This is a genomic window from Serratia symbiotica (assembly GCF_000821185.2).
In the GTDB taxonomy this organism is placed as follows: Bacteria; Pseudomonadota; Gammaproteobacteria; order Enterobacterales; family Enterobacteriaceae; genus Serratia; species Serratia symbiotica.
Genome location: NZ_CP050855.1, coordinates 2,333,557 through 2,349,434 on the forward strand (window position 1 = coordinate 2,333,557; position 15,878 = coordinate 2,349,434).

The 15,878-nt window shown below is 52.5% G+C and carries 14 protein-coding genes and 1 pseudogene; 7 read left to right on the forward strand and 8 right to left on the reverse strand.

Translation table 11 applies throughout. The features are described 5' to 3' along the window. Positions 1-42: 42 nt before the first annotated feature. The 3 genes from pyrH to rpsB all read right to left on the reverse strand — a co-directional run bounded on the left by pyrH (position 43) and on the right by rpsB (position 2,613). Positions 43-768, reverse strand: a complete 726-nt coding sequence (gene pyrH, locus SYMBAF_RS11725) for a UMP kinase (RefSeq protein ID WP_040266740.1) — start codon at positions 766-768, stop codon at positions 43-45. Between the two features lie 134 nt (positions 769-902). Then, a complete protein-coding gene (tsf, locus tag SYMBAF_RS11730; protein ID WP_040266742.1) occupies positions 903-1,754 on the reverse strand; it encodes a translation elongation factor Ts in 852 nt (283 codons plus the stop codon). A gap of 133 nt (positions 1,755-1,887) precedes the next feature. Beyond that, positions 1,888-2,613: a 30S ribosomal protein S2 gene (rpsB, locus tag SYMBAF_RS11735; RefSeq protein ID WP_040266744.1), complete on the reverse strand. Its 726-nt coding sequence runs from the start codon at positions 2,611-2,613 to the stop codon at positions 1,888-1,890. Positions 2,614-2,965: 352 nt separating this feature from the next. Here rpsB and map point away from each other — a divergent pair, with 352 nt between their 5' ends. From map to SYMBAF_RS11755, 4 genes are all read left to right on the forward strand, one after another. After that, complete coding sequence (map, locus tag SYMBAF_RS11740) at positions 2,966-3,760, forward strand: type I methionyl aminopeptidase (protein WP_040266746.1); 795 nt, start codon at positions 2,966-2,968, stop codon at positions 3,758-3,760. 76 nt (positions 3,761-3,836) lie between these two features. Continuing rightward, on the forward strand, positions 3,837-6,503 hold the full coding sequence (gene glnD, locus SYMBAF_RS11745; RefSeq protein WP_040266748.1) for a bifunctional uridylyltransferase/uridylyl-removing protein GlnD: 2,667 nt from the start codon (positions 3,837-3,839) through the stop codon (positions 6,501-6,503). A 157-nt stretch (positions 6,504-6,660) separates the two neighbouring features. Beyond that, positions 6,661-7,485, forward strand: a complete 825-nt coding sequence (gene dapD / locus SYMBAF_RS11750; protein WP_040266749.1) for a 2,3,4,5-tetrahydropyridine-2,6-dicarboxylate N-succinyltransferase — start codon at positions 6,661-6,663, stop codon at positions 7,483-7,485. 120 nt (positions 7,486-7,605) lie between these two features. Further along, positions 7,606-7,995 (forward strand): DUF3461 family protein, encoded by a 390-nt coding sequence (locus SYMBAF_RS11755; protein ID WP_040266751.1) that lies wholly within the window; start codon positions 7,606-7,608, stop codon positions 7,993-7,995. An 82-nt stretch (positions 7,996-8,077) separates the two neighbouring features. On the opposite strand, the gene SYMBAF_RS11760 is transcribed toward SYMBAF_RS11755, so the two are convergent. Both SYMBAF_RS11760 and SYMBAF_RS11765 read right to left on the reverse strand, forming a co-directional pair. Further along, positions 8,078-8,527 carry a flavodoxin gene (locus SYMBAF_RS11760; protein WP_040266753.1) on the reverse strand — a complete coding sequence of 150 codons (450 nt, stop codon included), beginning with the start codon at positions 8,525-8,527 and terminating at the stop codon, positions 8,078-8,080. 144 nt (positions 8,528-8,671) lie between these two features. Continuing rightward, positions 8,672-8,998 carry a YqcC family protein gene (locus SYMBAF_RS11765; RefSeq protein WP_006708911.1) on the reverse strand — a complete coding sequence of 109 codons (327 nt, stop codon included), beginning with the start codon at positions 8,996-8,998 and terminating at the stop codon, positions 8,672-8,674. Positions 8,999-9,470: 472 nt separating this feature from the next. On the opposite strand from SYMBAF_RS11765, the gene SYMBAF_RS11770 reads away from it, so the two are divergent. The 3 genes from SYMBAF_RS11770 (at position 9,471) to xni (ending at position 13,087) form a co-directional block, all read left to right on the forward strand. After that, positions 9,471-10,639 (forward strand): IS3 family transposase gene (locus SYMBAF_RS11770; protein WP_152609001.1). Its coding sequence is split into 2 segments (ribosomal slippage): positions 9,471-9,720 and positions 9,720-10,639, totalling 1,170 coding nucleotides; the frame shifts between segments, so codons are not numbered across the junction. Between the two features lie 178 nt (positions 10,640-10,817). After that, positions 10,818-12,182: a nucleotide 5'-monophosphate nucleosidase PpnN gene (gene ppnN / locus SYMBAF_RS11775; protein WP_040266754.1), complete on the forward strand. Its 1,365-nt coding sequence runs from the start codon at positions 10,818-10,820 to the stop codon at positions 12,180-12,182. Positions 12,183-12,328: 146 nt separating this feature from the next. Further along, on the forward strand, positions 12,329-13,087 hold the full coding sequence (xni, locus tag SYMBAF_RS11780) for a flap endonuclease Xni (RefSeq protein WP_040266755.1): 759 nt from the start codon (positions 12,329-12,331) through the stop codon (positions 13,085-13,087). A 16-nt stretch (positions 13,088-13,103) separates the two neighbouring features. Here the strand turns inward: xni and rlmM are convergent, their stop codons facing one another. From rlmM to SYMBAF_RS11795, 3 genes and pseudogenes are all read right to left on the reverse strand, one after another. After that, positions 13,104-14,207, reverse strand: a complete 1,104-nt coding sequence (gene rlmM, locus SYMBAF_RS11785) for a 23S rRNA (cytidine(2498)-2'-O)-methyltransferase RlmM (RefSeq protein ID WP_040266757.1) — start codon at positions 14,205-14,207, stop codon at positions 13,104-13,106. Next, positions 14,200-14,595: a DUF423 domain-containing protein gene (locus tag SYMBAF_RS11790; protein ID WP_173424357.1), complete on the reverse strand. Its 396-nt coding sequence runs from the start codon at positions 14,593-14,595 to the stop codon at positions 14,200-14,202. The genes rlmM and SYMBAF_RS11790 overlap by 8 nt, the downstream gene beginning before the upstream one ends. 56 nt (positions 14,596-14,651) lie before the next feature. Beyond that, positions 14,652-15,525: pseudogene (locus tag SYMBAF_RS11795) on the reverse strand (transcriptional regulator GcvA). Positions 15,526-15,878: the final 353 nt, after the last annotated feature.

The following is a 15,878-nucleotide window of genomic DNA, read 5'->3' on the forward strand; positions in this document are numbered from 1 at the left end:
GCTACAACAATGTACGCCTACTAGGATAGGCTTTTAGCCGACTTATTTGCAGATCAAGGTACCTTCATTTTCACCCATCACCACACGGCGCAGCGCACCGGGCTTGTTCATGTTAAATACGCGGATCGGCAGGCTGTGATCGCGCGCCAGCGTAAAGGCCGCCAAATCCATCACTTTCAGTTCGCGCTCCAGCACGTCCTGATAGGTTAATTGCTCATACAACGTCGCATCCGAGTTTTTAACCGGATCAGCGGAGTATACACCATCCACTTTGGTGGCTTTCAACACCACGTCTGCTTCGATCTCGATGCCACGTAGGCAAGCGGCGGAATCGGTGGTGAAAAACGGGTTGCCCGTACCGGCAGAGAAGATCACCACGCGGTTATTGCGCAGCAGGCTGATCGCCTCCGCCCAACTGTAGTTGTCGCACACGCCGTTCAGCGGAATTGCCGACATCAGGCGGGCGTTCACATAAGCACGGTGTAGTGCATCACGCATAGCCAAACCGTTCATCACGGTAGCCAACATTCCCATGTGATCGCCCACTACGCGGTTCATACCAGCCTGTGCCAAACCTGCGCCACGGAACAGGTTGCCACCGCCAATCACTACACCGACCTGAATTCCCAGTTCGACCAACTCTTTAACTTCCTGAGCCATGCGATCCAAAACGCTAGCGTCGATACCAAAACCTTCGGCACCTTGCAGGGCTTCACCACTCAGTTTGAGCAAGATACGTTGATATACGGGTTTTGCATTGGTTGCCATGGTGTTCTTCCTAAGAGGCAATAGGTAAGGCGATAAAACACGCCGGAGCTGAGTACTACGCTATCGGGCTTGTCACCGGTGAATACTTGGCTAGATGATAGAGAACCGCCAGACGGCGGTTCCATTAACAAACATTATGACTGTTTGCTCATTGCTGCCACTTCAGCAGCAAAGTCAGTTTCAGCTTTTTCGATACCTTCGCCCACTTCGAAACGGATGAAGTGAGTAACATCAGCATGATGCTCTTTCAGTACCTGGCCAACGGTCTTGCTCGGATCGATAACGAAAGGCTGACCAGTCAGAGAAACTTCGCCAGTGAATTTCTTCATACGGCCTTCAACCATTTTCTCTGCAATTTCTTTCGGCTTGCCAGACTGCATGGCGATGTCCAACTGAACCTGATACTCTTTTTCTACCACGTCAGCAGAGACATCTTCAGGCTTGACGAACTCAGGTTTGCTTGCCGCAACATGCATGGCAATTTGCTTAACCAGTTCTTCATCAGCGCCTTTAGCGGCGATCAGAACACCGATGCGCGCGCCGTGCAGATAACTCCCCAGCACGTCGCCTTCCAAGGAAGCAACGCGACGAATGTTGATGTTCTCACCGATTTTTGCCACCAGCGCAACGCGTTCTTCTTCGAACTGTGCTTTTAGCACGTCAACATCAGTGATTTTGCCTGCCATAGCAGCATCCAGCACTTTGTCAGCGAACGCTTGGAAACCAGCATCTTTAGCGACAAAGTCAGTCTGGCAGTTAACTTCCAGAATGATGCCATAGTTGCCCTCGATCTTGGTTTTGATCACGCCGTCAGCAGCAACGTTACCTGCTTTTTTCGCCGCTTTGATCGCACCAGATTTACGCATATTTTCGATCGCCAGCTCGATGTCACCATTGGCTTCGACCAACGCTTTCTTACAATCCATCATGCCAGCGCTGGTACGCTCGCGTAGTTCTTTTACCAGAGCAGCGGTAATATCAGCCATTTCTTTTTCCTCGGTTATCTCGCACAGAGACAGGTCTCATTCAGATAAGCAAAGGGGGGCCTCTAAAGGCCCCCCTAACCAACATATGTCAATAACTGGTTAATAAGGGCTCAGTGGTGATGAGCTTGCCTTATTATTCAGCTTCTACGAAGCTTTCTTCCGCCTGAACGGCCAGATCTTGAGAACGACCTTCACGGACCGCAGTAGCAACAGCAGTCAGGTATAGGTTAACTGCACGGATTGCATCGTCATTACCTGGGATAATGAAGTCAACGCCGTCTGGATCAGAGTTGGTATCAACGATGGAGAATACCGGGATACCCAGGTTGTTGGCTTCTTTAATCGCAATGTGTTCGTGATCGGCATCGATTACGAACAAAGCGTCAGGCAGCCCACCCATATCCTTGATACCACCCAGAGAATTTTCCAGCTTGACCAGTTCGCGAGTACGCATCAGCGCCTCTTTCTTGGTCAGCTTGTCGAAGGTGCCGTCTTGAGACTGGATTTCCAGATCCTTCAAACGCTTGATCGACTGACGAACCGTCTTCCAGTTAGTCAGCATACCGCCCAACCAGCGATGGTTGACGAAGTACTGGTCGCAGTTGTGCGCAGCTTCTTTTACCGCTTCGCTTGCTGCGCGCTTGGTACCAACGAACAGGATCTTGCCTTTACGAGAAGCGATCTTGGTCAGTTCAGCCAGAGCGGCGTTGAACATGGGTACAGTCTGCTCAAGGTTGATGATGTGAACCTTGTTACGCGCACCGAAGATGAAAGGCTTCATTTTCGGGTTCCAGTAACGGGTCTGGTGACCGAAGTGAACACCCGCCTTGAGCATATCGCGCATGGAAACAGTTGCCATGATTAAACCTCTATAGAGTTAGTTGGGGTTATGCCTCCACGTATCCCATAACGCCGACTTTGGGGTGACGGGTCACCGCAAAGCACCCCGGCGGATGTGCCGATACGTGTGTGTTATTTACACAATGAGAGTGCAGTTAAAGTATTTTCGGCCATTTTCGCCATCGTCACGAGGACACAGAACAGCGGATCTGCCGGCGCGCTTTATACCACAAACTCACTTTAGACACCAACTTTTGTTGCATTTGGCCGATAGCCGGGAAATGAAATTTGGCAGCCCCCAGCCGGGCTGATACCATAAGCCACAGCTTCTTATTTTTTGTCGACGACAACGACACCTGCGGACGAATTTCATGGCAATTTCAATCAAAACACCTGATGACATCCAAAAAATGCGCGTGGCCGGCCATCTGGCTGCCGAAGTGCTGGAGATCATCGAGCCGCATGTCAAACCTGGCGTGACCACCGGCGAGCTGGATCGTATTTGTCACGCGCACATCACCCACGAGCAGCAAGCCATCTCCGCCTGCCTCGGCTACCACGGCTTCCCGAAATCCGTATGTATCTCGGTGAATGAAGTGGTGTGCCATGGCATTCCAAGCGATGACAAAATGCTGAAAGATGGCGATATCGTCAATATCGATGTGACGGTGATTAAAGACGGCTTCCACGGCGATACTTCAAAAATGTTCATCGTCGGCAAACCGACCATCCTGGGTGAGCGCCTGTGTCGTATCACTCAGGAAAGCCTGTATCTGGCGCTGAAAATGGTGAAGCCAGGCATCCGCCTACGCACCTTGGGCAAAGAGATCCAAAAATTTGTCGAAGCCGAAAAGTTCTCCGTAGTACGCGAATACTGCGGCCACGGCATCGGCGAGGGATTCCACGAAGAGCCGCAGGTGCTGCACTATGATGCCGACGACGCTGGCGTAGTACTGCAAGCAGGCATGGCATTCACCATTGAGCCAATGGTCAACGCTGGTGATTACCGCATCCGCATCATGAAAGACGGCTGGACGGTAAAGACCAAGGATCGCAGCTTGTCGGCACAGTATGAGCATACTATTGTGGTCACGGATAACGGCTGTGAGATAATGACATGGCGCAAGGATGACACCATCCCCAAGATCATTACGCACGAGGTGTAAGCGTTGTAGCTCACCACCGCAATGCATATATCTTAGGCCGGCTTTCGTCGGCCTTTTAATTGATGAGCAGCATATAATGCTTGAAAATTTTCGTCAGCAGGATACCCCACTCATCGTGCTGGAGCAGCCTGAAGATCCCAACGCCTATAGCGATGAAGAACTTAATTGCCCCGCATTGAAGCAGCATCTGGAGCAGTTCCAGCAATGGTTGGCGGCGGCGTTCAACGCTGGCTCCAGTGTCGAGAGCCTGATAGCGGCGCGCAGCGACTTTATCGATCGACTGCTGTGCCGCCTGTGGACTTTCTACGGCTTTGAAGGGATACCAGAAAGCGCGCTGGTAGCAGTCGGTGGCTATGGCCGCAGCGAGCTGCACCCGCTATCAGATATCGACGTGTTGGTGCTCAGCCAGCATAGGCTGAACCAACAGCAATCACAGCAGATTGGCGAATTCATCACCCTGCTATGGGATCTCAAGTTGGAGGTGGGTCACAGCGTGCGCACGCTGGAAGAGTGTTTGTTGGAAGGGCTGGCGGATCTGACCGTGGCCACCAACCTGATTGAATCGCGGATGATCTGCGGCGATGTCACGCTGTTCCTACAGATGCAAAAACACATCTTCAGCGACGGCTTCTGGCCCTCGCCCCAATTTTTCCACGCCAAGTTAAACGAGCAGCAGGAACGCCATCAACGCTATCATGGCACCAGCTACAACCTGGAACCGGATATCAAGAGCAGCCCAGGTGGCCTACGCGATATCCACAGCCTACTGTGGGTAGCACGCCGCCACTTCGGCGCTACCTCGCTAGATGAAATGGTCAGCTTCGGCTTTCTCACTCAAGCGGAACGCGATGAGCTGAACGCGTGCCAAAGCTTCCTATGGCGCATTCGGTTCACACTGCACCTGGTGCTGCCACGCTACGACAACCGGTTGCTGTTCGATCACCAACTTAACGTTGCGCGCTTGTTGCGTTACGAAGGCAAAGGCAACGAACCGGTCGAACGCATGATGAAAGATTTCTACCGCATCACCCGGTGCATCAGCGAGCTGAATCACATGCTGTTGCAACTGTTTGACGAAGCAATACTGGCACTGGACACCACCGAGAGACCACGCCAACTGAATGACGATTTCCAACTGCGCGGCGATCTGATCGACCTGCGTGACGAAACGCTATTCATCCGCCAGCCAGAAGCCATCATACACATGTTCTACCTGATGGCATGCAACCGCGAAATCACAGGCATTTATTCCACCACCGTGCGCCAACTGCGCCATGCGCGTCGTCACCTGGAAAAGCCGCTGTGCACCATCCCGGCAGCACGCGATCTGTTTATGGCTATTCTGCGTCACCCTGGTGCAGTCGCGCGCGCGCTGGTGCCGATGCACCGCCACAGTGTGCTGTCAGCTTATATGCCACAATGGGGCAAAATCGTCGGCCAGATGCAGTTCGATCTATTCCATGCTTACACTGTCGACGAACACAGCATCCGCGTGCTGCAAAAGCTGGAGAGCTTTGCCGATCCGCAGACGCGCACGCACCACCCGTTGTGCGTAGCGCTGTATCCACGTCTGGCTAACCCGGAACTGCTGCTATTAGCAGCGCTATTCCACGATATCGCCAAAGGCCGTAGCGGTGATCACTCGATCCTCGGCGCACAGGACGCGCTGGCGTTCTCCGAGCAGCACGGCCTCAATTCTCGCGAGGCGCAACTGGTGGCCTGGCTGGTGCGCTACCACCTGCTGATGTCGGTCACCGCCCAGCGCCGCGACATTCATGATCCAACGGTGATCCAGCAGTTCAGCACCGAAGTGCGGAACGAAGCGCGTTTGCGCTATCTGGTGTGCCTGACAGTAGCGGACATCTGCGCCACCAACGAAACCCTATGGAATAGCTGGAAGCAGAGCCTACTGCACGAGCTGTACTTCGCCACCGAAAAACAGCTACGCCATGGCATGCAGCATAGTCCGGATCTGCGCGAGCGTGTGCGCTACCACCGTTTGCAAGCGTTAGCGTTGTTGCGCAGGGATAATATCGACGAAGAGGCGCTGCACCGCATCTGGAACCGTTGCCGCGCCGATTATTTCCTGCGCCATTCACCGAGCCAGTTGGCTTGGCACGCTCGCCACCTGCTGTCACACAACTTACCCCATCCATTGGTGCTGGTCAGCAGCCAGACGACACGCGGCGGCACCGAGATATTTATCTGGTGCCCGGATCGCGCTTACCTGTTCGCCACAGTGGCCGATGAGATGGATCGGCGCAACCTGAGCGTGCACGATGCACAGATCGTCACCAACCGTGATGGCATGGCGATGGATACCTTTATCGTGCTGGAGCCGGACGGCAGCCCGCTGGCGCAAGATCGCCACGCGGCGATCCGTCACGCGCTATTGCAGGCCATCACCCAGCAGGAATACCAACCACCACAGGGGCGACAACCCTCACGTAAACTGCGCCATTTCAGCGTGCCGACCAAGGTCAGCTTCCTGTCGGCCCACACTGACCACCGCAGCTATCTGGAACTGAGCGCACTCGACCAGCCGGGCCTGCTAGCACAAGTGGGTGAAGTGTTCGCCGATCTCGGCCTATCGCTACACAGCGCACGTATTTCCACTATCGGCGAACGGGTCGAAGATTTATTTATTCTGGCTGACAGCGATCGACGCGCCCTCGATCAGGGAACACGCAGAAAGTTGGAACAACGGTTGACAGCAGCCCTCAATCCAAACGATAAAATGTGATATATCCTAAATAATTGAAATTGTATCAAGGTAGCCAGGGCGTAAGTCCCCAAGAGTTGACTCAAGGTCAGTGACTGGGGAGAGCTAATACAGACACAGCTTCAAGTATGACCGGGCAAGTGACTTTTTTACCGACAACATCAGGACAGAGAACAGCATGCAGCAATTACAAAACGTTATTGAAAGCGCCTTTGAACGCCGTGCAGAGATGACCCCAGCGAACGTAGATACCGTAACGCGCGAAGCGGTAAACCAGGTGATCGGCCTGTTGGACAACGGTACCCTGCGCGTTGCCGAGAAGAGAGACGGTCAGTGGGTTACACATCAATGGCTGAAAAAGGCTGTGCTACTCTCTTTCCGCATCAACGACAACAAGGTGATGGAGGGCGCAGAAACTCGCTATTACGACAAAGTGCCGATGAAGTTCGCTGGCTATGACGAAGCACGCTTCCAGAAAGAGGGGTTCCGCGTAGTGCCACCAGCCAGCGTGCGCCAAGGGGCATTTATTGCCCGTAACACCGTACTGATGCCATCTTACGTTAACATCGGTGCCTACGTTGACGAAGGTACCATGGTCGATACCTGGGCCACCGTCGGTTCATGTGCGCAGATCGGCAAGAACGTTCATCTGTCCGGCGGCGTCGGCATCGGTGGTGTACTGGAACCGCTACAGGCCAACCCAACCATCATTGAAGATAACTGCTTCATCGGTGCACGTTCCGAAGTGGTTGAAGGCATGGTGGTGGAAGAAGGCTCGGTGATTTCCATGGGCGTTTACCTCGGCCAAAGCACCCGCATCTATGACCGCGAAACCGGTAAAGTGCACTACGGCCGCGTACCGGCCGGTTCGGTAGTGGTGTCTGGTAACCTGCCGTCGAAAGATGGCTCTTACAGCCTATACTGTGCGGTGATCGTCAAGAAAGTTGACGCCAAGACACGCGGTAAAGTCGGCATTAACGAACTATTGCGCACCATCGACTAAAATCGATAATAGTGGGTGATAAACCCACTATTTTTTTGTCTGCTTTTCGTTGGCAATCACAGTCTCATGGCATGCTTTGCGCCACAATCGCAGTGGTGATCACCTAACAGAGGGCGCAATATGTACGATAACTTGAAAAGCTTGGGAATCAATCAACCGGAGGATATCGCACGCTATAGCCTGCGCCAGGAGGCCAATAACGACATTCTCAAGATTTATTTCCACAAAGATAAAGGCGAGTTCTTTGCCAAAAGCGTGAAGTTCAAATATCCGCGCCAGCGAAAAACTGTGGTGGCAGATAACGCCGGGCTAGGTTACAAGGAAATACACGAAATCAATCCAAACCTACGTTACGTGATCGACGAACTGGATCAACTGTGCCAACGCGATCAAATAGAAATGGAACTGAAACGTAAAATCCTCGATGACCTGCATCATCTGAAAGGCGTGGTGTCACACAAGATTGCCGAAATCGAATCTGATCTGGAAAAACTGACTCGTGGTAAATAACCTTGAGCCGGTTCACCCAGCTCACAAGCTTTTACTTTTTTACTCTATTAATTTCAAATGATTGAAAAATGGATAAATACCCCTACTCCAACAGCCGACCCCATTGCTCGACCCACGGGCAGGAAACCACTTCCGGTTCTGGCTGTTCTGTTGCGTCGATTTCCAACATTTCACCTACGCGGGTCGCCCCATGTTCCTGTAACAGTGCGTCGAACGCGCGCCCGGCCCCGCAGAAATTATCGTAGCTGCTGTCGCCCAACGCAATCAGCCCGTAGCGCAGCTCCGGCTGATAGCCTAACTGGTCGCGGATAGTATGGAACAGCGGTGCAATGCTGTCCGGTAGATCGCCTTGCCCGGTAGTAGAGGTGATTACCAACACATAATACTGGCGGTATAGCTGCCAGGCATCCAACATGCCCTCTTCGAACACTTTGACCTCATGACCTTGCGCATTGAGGATATTTTCTGCCTCTTCCGCCACCAGCAGCGAATTGCCGTAGACAGTTCCCACGAAGATGCCAACCTGAGCCATCACCCCTACTCCCTTCCTACTTTTAAAAATTGTCAGCTATCCTGACTGTTAGCCGCCCTAAACTCAACCCCAGCAAACTCAGGAAATACATCTACCCTGAATACATGGCCTCTGCCCGTTGACTAAAATCAGCCACCTGGCTACTTATGGCTCTTTATTCAACATGTTGTCCAGGCTTTGCACCACCAACAGCAGCGGCAGGCAATTGGGTTCTCTGCCCTTCAACGCCAGTTCTAAATACGGTGTGACAGCGAATTGCGTGGGCAACGGCGCATAGGCTTCCAGCAAAGCATACATACGCGGCAGAAACACCCACTGTAGCCACTCTTCGGCCTGCATGCGGTCAACACAGAAAGGTTCGGTGCTGGCAAATGCCTCAGGCTCCGGAGGAGCGGCCTGCCATAAGGCCAAATCACGCATTGACTGTTCAATCGCCTGCAAATTGTCGCGAACCTGATTATGTATACTCATCTGTATTCTCGATCTATTTTAATTATAGGACTCAGCCATAGGGCTAACAGCAAAGCGTAGCATCTTATAGCCTAAATACGGCCTGGGCCAACGTCCACAGTGATAGGCATTTGGCATTTGGCATTTGGCATTTGGCATTTGGCATTTGGCATTTGGCATTTGGCATTTGGCATTTGGCATTTGGCATTTGGCATTTGGCATTTGGCATTTGGCATTTGGCATTTGGCATTTGACTGCACAGATACGTAAAGTTTGAAGCGAGGCATAAAAGTTGGGGGCACCGCGTTACCAGTGCCCCCGGTTCGTTTTATAGCTATCCCGCTACACAGTGTGCTCCCTGCTCAATCCCTGAAAACTTTTCCTGTGGCTCATCCTGGCCGAGTGATCCTTGCGTTTTCCTTGTAGTGGCACACTGAATTTGGCCACCTGAACAGAGGTGATATGCTCACCTCAGGACATTACAGGTGCTTCAATGAAAAAAAGAAATTTCAGTGCAGAGTTCAAACGCGAATCCGCTCAACTGGTCGTTGACCAGAACTACACCGTGGCAGATGCAGCCAGTGCTATGGATGTCGGCCTTTCCACAATGACGCGATGGGTGAAGCAGTTGCGTGATGAGCGGCAGGGAAAAATACCTAAAGCCTCTCCCATTACTCCTGAACAAATTGAAATACGTGAGCTGAGGAAAAAAATACAACGTATTGAAATGGAAAACGAAATATTAAAAAAGGCTACCGCGCTCTTGATGTCAGACTCCCTGAACAGTTCTCGATAATCGGGAAACTCAGAGCGCATTATCCGGTGGTCACACTCTGCCACGTGTTCGGGGTTCATCGCAGCAGCTACAAATACTGGAAAAACCGTCCTGAAAAACCAGATGGCAGACGAGCTGTATTACGCAGCCAGGTACTGGAACTGCATAGCGTCAGCCATGGCTCTGCTGGCGCAAGGAGTATCGCAACTATGGCAACCATGAAGGGCTTCAGGATGGGACGATGGCTCGCCGGCAGGCTCATGAAAGAGCTGGGGCTGGTCAGTTGTCAACAGCCCACTCATCGGTATAAATGCGGTGGCCTTGAACACATCGCTATCCCGAATCACCTTGAGCGGCAGTTCGCAGTGACAGAGCCTAATCAGGTGTGGTGTGGCGATGTGACCTATATCTGGACAGGCAGGCGCTGGGCCTACCTCGCCGTTGTTCTCGACCTGTTCGCGAGAAAACCGGTGGGCTGGGCAATGTCGTTCTCACCGGACAGCAGGCTGACCATCAAAGCGCTGGAGATGGCGTGGGAGGCCCGGGGAAAACCAGCCGGAGTGATGTTCCACAGCGATCAGGGCAGCCATTACACAAGCAGACAGTTCCGGCAGTCACTGTGGAGGTATCGGATCAGACAGAGTATGAGTCGGCGTGGAAACTGCTGGGATAATAGCCCAATGGAGCGCTTCTTCAGGAGTCTGAAGAACGAATGGGTACCGGTGACGGGTTACATAAACTTCAGCGATGCAGCCCACGCAATAACGGACTATATCGTTGGGTATTACAGCGCGCTCAGGCCGCATGAATATAACGGTGGGTTACCACCAAACGAATCGGAAAACCGATACTGGAAAAACTCTAACGCGGTGGCCAGTTTTAGTTGACCACTACAAGTGCGAAGCATTGCTCAACAACTGAGCTGACGAATAGTTTGTGTTGGTAAAAGTTTAGAGGCAGCGGTAAGGTTGAATGCAGGAGTACCAGAGCATCACCCCTAACGAAATGCTATTCTGCTAGCGCATGGACTACTACTGCCCCGTACTGGGTGAAAAAGGAGTAACCTTGATTACACACATCAGCCCGCTTGGTTCTATGGATTTGTTGTCGCAGTTGGAAGTAAACATGCTGAAGCGTACCGCCAGCAGCAACCTGTACCGCTTGTTCCGCAACTGTTCGCTGGCCGTATTGAATTCCGGTAGCCAGACTGACAACAGTAAACAGCTCCTGTCCCGCTATGAAACCTTTGATATCAATGTACTAAGCCGAGAACGTGGAGTAAAACTGGAACTGGTCAACCCGCCAGAAGAAGCCTTTGTCGATGGCCGTATTATCCGCTCACTACAGGCTAACCTATTCGCCGTGCTGCGCGACATCCTGTTCGTATACGGTCAAATCGCCAGCGTTGGGCATTCTCAGCACCTGAATCTGGAAAACCCGGCTCATATCACCAACTTGGTATTCTCCATTCTGCGCAATGCACACACGCTGCATCTGGATGAAGATCCCAATATGGTGGTGTGTTGGGGCGGCCACTCGATCAACGAGAATGAATACCTCTACGCACGTAAGGTCGGCAGCCAACTGGGTTTGCGCGAGTTGAATATCTGTACCGGCTGCGGGCCGGGCGCTATGGAAGCACCGATGAAAGGTGCGGCGGTGGGGCATGCGCAACAGCGCTACCGTAACAGCCGCTTTATCGGCATAACCGAACCTTCGATCATTGCGGCCGAGCCACCTAACCCGTTGGTCAACGAACTGGTGATCATGCCAGATATCGAAAAACGCCTGGAAGCCTTCGTGCGTATCGCCCACGGCATCATCATCTTCCCAGGCGGTGTCGGCACGGCCGAAGAGCTACTATATCTGCTGGGGATACTGATAAACCCTGAGAACAACGAGCAGGTGTTGCCGCTAATCCTTACCGGGCCGAAAGAGAGCGCCGACTACTTCCGCGTGTTGGATGCATTCATCATGAACACCTTGGGAGACGAAGCACGCCAGCACTACAGCATCATCATTGATGACCCGGTAGAAGTAGCGCGGCAAATGAAGGAAGCCATGCCATTGGTGAAGGAAAACCGCCGCAACACTGGCGATGCTTACAGCTTTAACTGGTCGATCCGCATTGCACCGGATTTGCAGTTACCCTTCGAGCCGACCCATGAAAACATGGCGCACCTTAACCTGTCTCAGAACCAACCCGTTGAACAGTTGACCGCCGCGCTGCGCCGCGCATTCTCTGGCATCGTAGCTGGCAACGTAAAGGAAAAGGGCATCCAGGCCATTGAACAGTTTGGGCCTTACAAACTGCACGGCGAACCACAGGTGATGAAATACATGGACAGCCTGTTGCAAAGTTTTATCACCCAGCAGCGCATGAAACTACCGGACAGTGCCTATGTGCCCTGCTATGAAATCATGGCCTGACCCGCGATTTTTTGACTTTGTTACCTTTGCCACGCTATGCATTGCAAATTGCAGTTAAAAAACCTGTGTAGAGCTAACACCAAAGGCATCAAGCTCCTGGAAATGGGGCGAATAAGACAACGCTATAGCCTGAAAGACGATGAGACATGCTTATACACCTATTGATTGTTGACGCTCTTAACCTGATTCGCCGCATTCACGCCGTACAGGGTTCCCCCTGTATCCACGCCTGCCGATTCGCTCTGCAACAGCTTATTGAGCACAGCCAGCCAACGCACGCGGTAGCCGTGTTCGATGAAGACGACCGCAGTACAAGCTGGCGGCACCAAATCCTACCCAATTACAAGGCCGGGCGCTCACCGATGCCGGAAAACCTGCGACAGGAAATGCCGCAACTGCAACAGGCGTTCGCCAAGCTAGGCGTTGCCAGTTGGCATTCTCCAGGCAACGAAGCGGACGATTTAGCGGCTACACTGACGGCAAAAATCGCCAGTGGCGGCCATCAGGTCACGATTATCTCCACCGATAAAGGCTATTGCCAGTTGCTGGCTCCGAGCGTGCAGATCCGTGATTATTTTCAGAAGCGATGGCTGGACATGCCGTTTGTGCAACAAGAATTTGGTGTGACGCCGCAGCAACTACCGGACTATTGGGGGTTGGCGGGGATCAGCAGCAGCAAGATCCCCGGCGTGGCTGGCATTGGACCGAAAACAGCGGTGTCGCTGTTGCAGCAGATGGGAAGTCTGGACGAATTGTATCGACAGTTACAGCAGGTGCCGGAGAAATGGCGCAGCAAGCTCCAGCAACACCGCGAACTGGCTTATATCAGCAAACGAGTAGCAACATTGAGCACCGACCTGACACTAGACGGTAACTTGCAGCAACTACGTTTGCCGATACATTGAGGGCGTTACCCCATAATCAATCGCGCTCGTCGCGGCGGCCGGGAACAACCGACCATATGCGGCGCACATGCACAGTGATCTCTTCACGATCGTGGTAAAGCTGCTTGGCATACACCTGTGCGTTGATGCCCTCCGCCGCCAATGTTTCACGCAGATTTTGCATATTCTGCGACACGGCTTCGTAACGTTTTTTCATCGGCAATTTTAGGTTGAAAATCACCTCACGGCACCAACCCTTCACCAGCCATTGGATCATCAAATTGGTCACCTTGGCTGGCTTCTCCACCATATCGCATACCAGCCAATAAATTTTGCTGCTGGTCGGTTCGAATTTAAAACCGTCAACGCGGTGATGAGTGACCTGACCCGTTTCCATCAGGCTTGCTGCCATCGGGCCGTTATCCACCGAATGCACCAGCATGCTGCGCTTCACCAACTGATAGCTCCAGCCACCTGGGCTAGCACCCAGATCAACCGCATGCATGCCGCTGGCCAGACGTTCTTCCCACTCATCGGCGGGAATGAAGACGTGGAACGCCTCTTCCAACTTCAGCGTAGAGCGGCTTGGTGCATCGGCTGGGAAGCGCAGGCGCGGAATGCCCATATAAAAAGGCGAGTTATTGTGACTGAAAGAGTAGCCGACATAGCAGCAACCTGGGGCGATAAAAAACACATGCACCACCGGACGCGTCGCGTTTTCACGCGCCATCAGCACTTTCTGCTCACGCATGGCGATGCGCAGCGGCACCGTCAACTTGCGGCAGAACTTCATCAGTTCTTTACTTTCGTTAGTGTCAGGCACTTCTACCCGTAGTTCACCACCGCGATCGATCACGCCGATCAGCATGCCAACAATCGGCGACACCCGATCTTCCGGCGGCAAATCACGTAGCAGTTCTCCCACCACCACCATTTGGCGGGCGAAAATCAGCTCGCGTAACGGGATTTCCCGCGCCAAACGATCGGCATCATCCGGCTGATAGCATTCGAACAACACATAGCCACTGTTCTCTTTTAGCCGGGCGAAGCCGAAAATCTCTAACCGAGCCGCCTTATTGGTCATTTCAGCGGCACACTCTTTCTCGAAGCCGGGGCGGCAATACAACACGATCTTATTCATGGCATCCAGCCTCTGTTCTCAGGCGCAAAGCGCCAACCAACATCAATACCCAGCCAATCAAGAAGCACACGCCGCCAACCGGCGTGATGTAGACACAAATCTTTAGGTGTAACAGCGCCAAACAGTACAGGCTGCCGCTGAACAAAACAGTGCCGAGCGCCAACAACGCCCCACACCAGTAAAACCACAGGCTCACACGGGATTGCATCACTACCGCCAACGCCAGAATGGTCAGCGTGTGGAAGCCCTGATATTCCAGAGCTGTGCGAACCCAAGCCATTTCATTAGGGCCGATCGTACCACCCAATACATGTGCGCCGAGAGCGCCCAGCGCGACAAACACCAAGCCGCTGATAGCGGCAAAAACCAGCATGGAACGACTGCTCATCGTCATTTACCCTATAAAGAAAATCGGACGGCTGTATGTAGCACTAACCGACCTTGTTATTCGTAGCAAAAGTGGAATTTCTCCTGCTCACTGGCTGCCATCGCCAAGATCCATCGACGAAAGGCGGCTATTTTACCCAGTTCTGCCTGGCTGTCATGACAGACCAGATAAAAAGCATTTTTACTGACCAACACATCATTGAATGGACACACCAAACGCCCAGCCTCAATCTCGATTTGCGCCATCACGTTATTCACTAGCGCCACCCCCTACCCATGCACCGCATCCTGTATCACCATGGCACTATGACTGAAGATCGGCCCCTGCTGCATATTGATGTGCTGCAACTCCAACTGGCGGGTATAGACCAACCAGTCGCAGCGTGAAGTACCGTGTAGCAAGGTATGATAAACCAAATTGCCTGCCTCTTTTAGCGGATGGTCGCCACTCAGCAGACTCGGTGAACATACCAACAGCAGATATTCCGCATACAGACATTCAGCACGTAGCCCCGGCCAGTTACTACGGCCTTAGAAAATCGCCACATCGACAGCATCTGCCAGCTTGTCTGCTTCACTATCCACCGCCTGAATGCGCACATCGATGCCCGGGTAAGCAGAGTTAAAGCAGAAAAGACGCGGTACCAACCACTGAATAGCAAAACTGGGAGGCAGGCTGACGGCCAGTGTCCCTCGCCTGCAACTTGCGTATAGCTTCATTGATCGAAGAGAAGGCTTCCTTGATGTCAAGGTATTAGCTCTGCCCTTCCTCCGTCAGCAGCAACAAGCGGTTACGCCGCCGGAACAGCTTCAGGCCAAGAAAATCCTCCAGCGACTTTATCTGGTGGCTCCCTGCGGCTTAAGTCACAAACAGCGCTTCTGGCATCTTGGTAAAACTCAGATGGCGAGCAGCCGCATTGAACACACGCAACGCATTAAGGGAGGGGTAAACGCTTTGGCATTAAATTAATTAGATACTTTCATGTAACAATGAGTTGAATAATGCGGTGTCGTAAATCGGTAAGCCCTGTGTAGGATGCCATGGGTTGAACCTAACAAACCACTACCATTATTTTTTATTCGATTCATTATACTTTTCCGTTGAGGATACGCTAGCAAATACCTACAGTGATGGTACTACCTAAGCTGGAACAAAAAGAGATTCGATGTTGAGGACATCAATGAACTTTTGGCTTGTGGTTATGATGTTGTGTTTGCCTCATGTCCGGTAATCTGGTCAGGGTAGCTCATTTACTGTTTTTCATTTCCTGTATATTTATTCTG

Coding starts and splice junctions, on each gene's coding strand:
- SYMBAF_RS11790 (WP_173424357.1), bottom strand. CDS start 14,595: ATGAGCAGTCGTTCCATGCTGGTTTTTGCCGCTATCAGCGGCTTGGTG.
- map (WP_040266746.1), top strand. CDS start 2,966: ATGGCAATTTCAATCAAAACACCTGATGACATCCAAAAAATGCGCGTG.
- dapD (WP_040266749.1), top strand. CDS start 6,661: ATGCAGCAATTACAAAACGTTATTGAAAGCGCCTTTGAACGCCGTGCA.
- glnD (WP_040266748.1), top strand. CDS start 3,837: ATGCTTGAAAATTTTCGTCAGCAGGATACCCCACTCATCGTGCTGGAG.
- rpsB (WP_040266744.1), bottom strand. CDS start 2,613: ATGGCAACTGTTTCCATGCGCGATATGCTCAAGGCGGGTGTTCACTTC.
- pyrH (WP_040266740.1), bottom strand. CDS start 768: ATGGCAACCAATGCAAAACCCGTATATCAACGTATCTTGCTCAAACTG.
- SYMBAF_RS11755 (WP_040266751.1), top strand. CDS start 7,606: ATGTACGATAACTTGAAAAGCTTGGGAATCAATCAACCGGAGGATATC.
- SYMBAF_RS11760 (WP_040266753.1), bottom strand. CDS start 8,527: ATGGCTCAGGTTGGCATCTTCGTGGGAACTGTCTACGGCAATTCGCTG.
- rlmM (WP_040266757.1), bottom strand. CDS start 14,207: ATGAATAAGATCGTGTTGTATTGCCGCCCCGGCTTCGAGAAAGAGTGT.
- xni (WP_040266755.1), top strand. CDS start 12,329: ATGCTTATACACCTATTGATTGTTGACGCTCTTAACCTGATTCGCCGC.
- SYMBAF_RS11765 (WP_006708911.1), bottom strand. CDS start 8,998: ATGAGTATACATAATCAGGTTCGCGACAATTTGCAGGCGATTGAACAG.
- tsf (WP_040266742.1), bottom strand. CDS start 1,754: ATGGCTGATATTACCGCTGCTCTGGTAAAAGAACTACGCGAGCGTACC.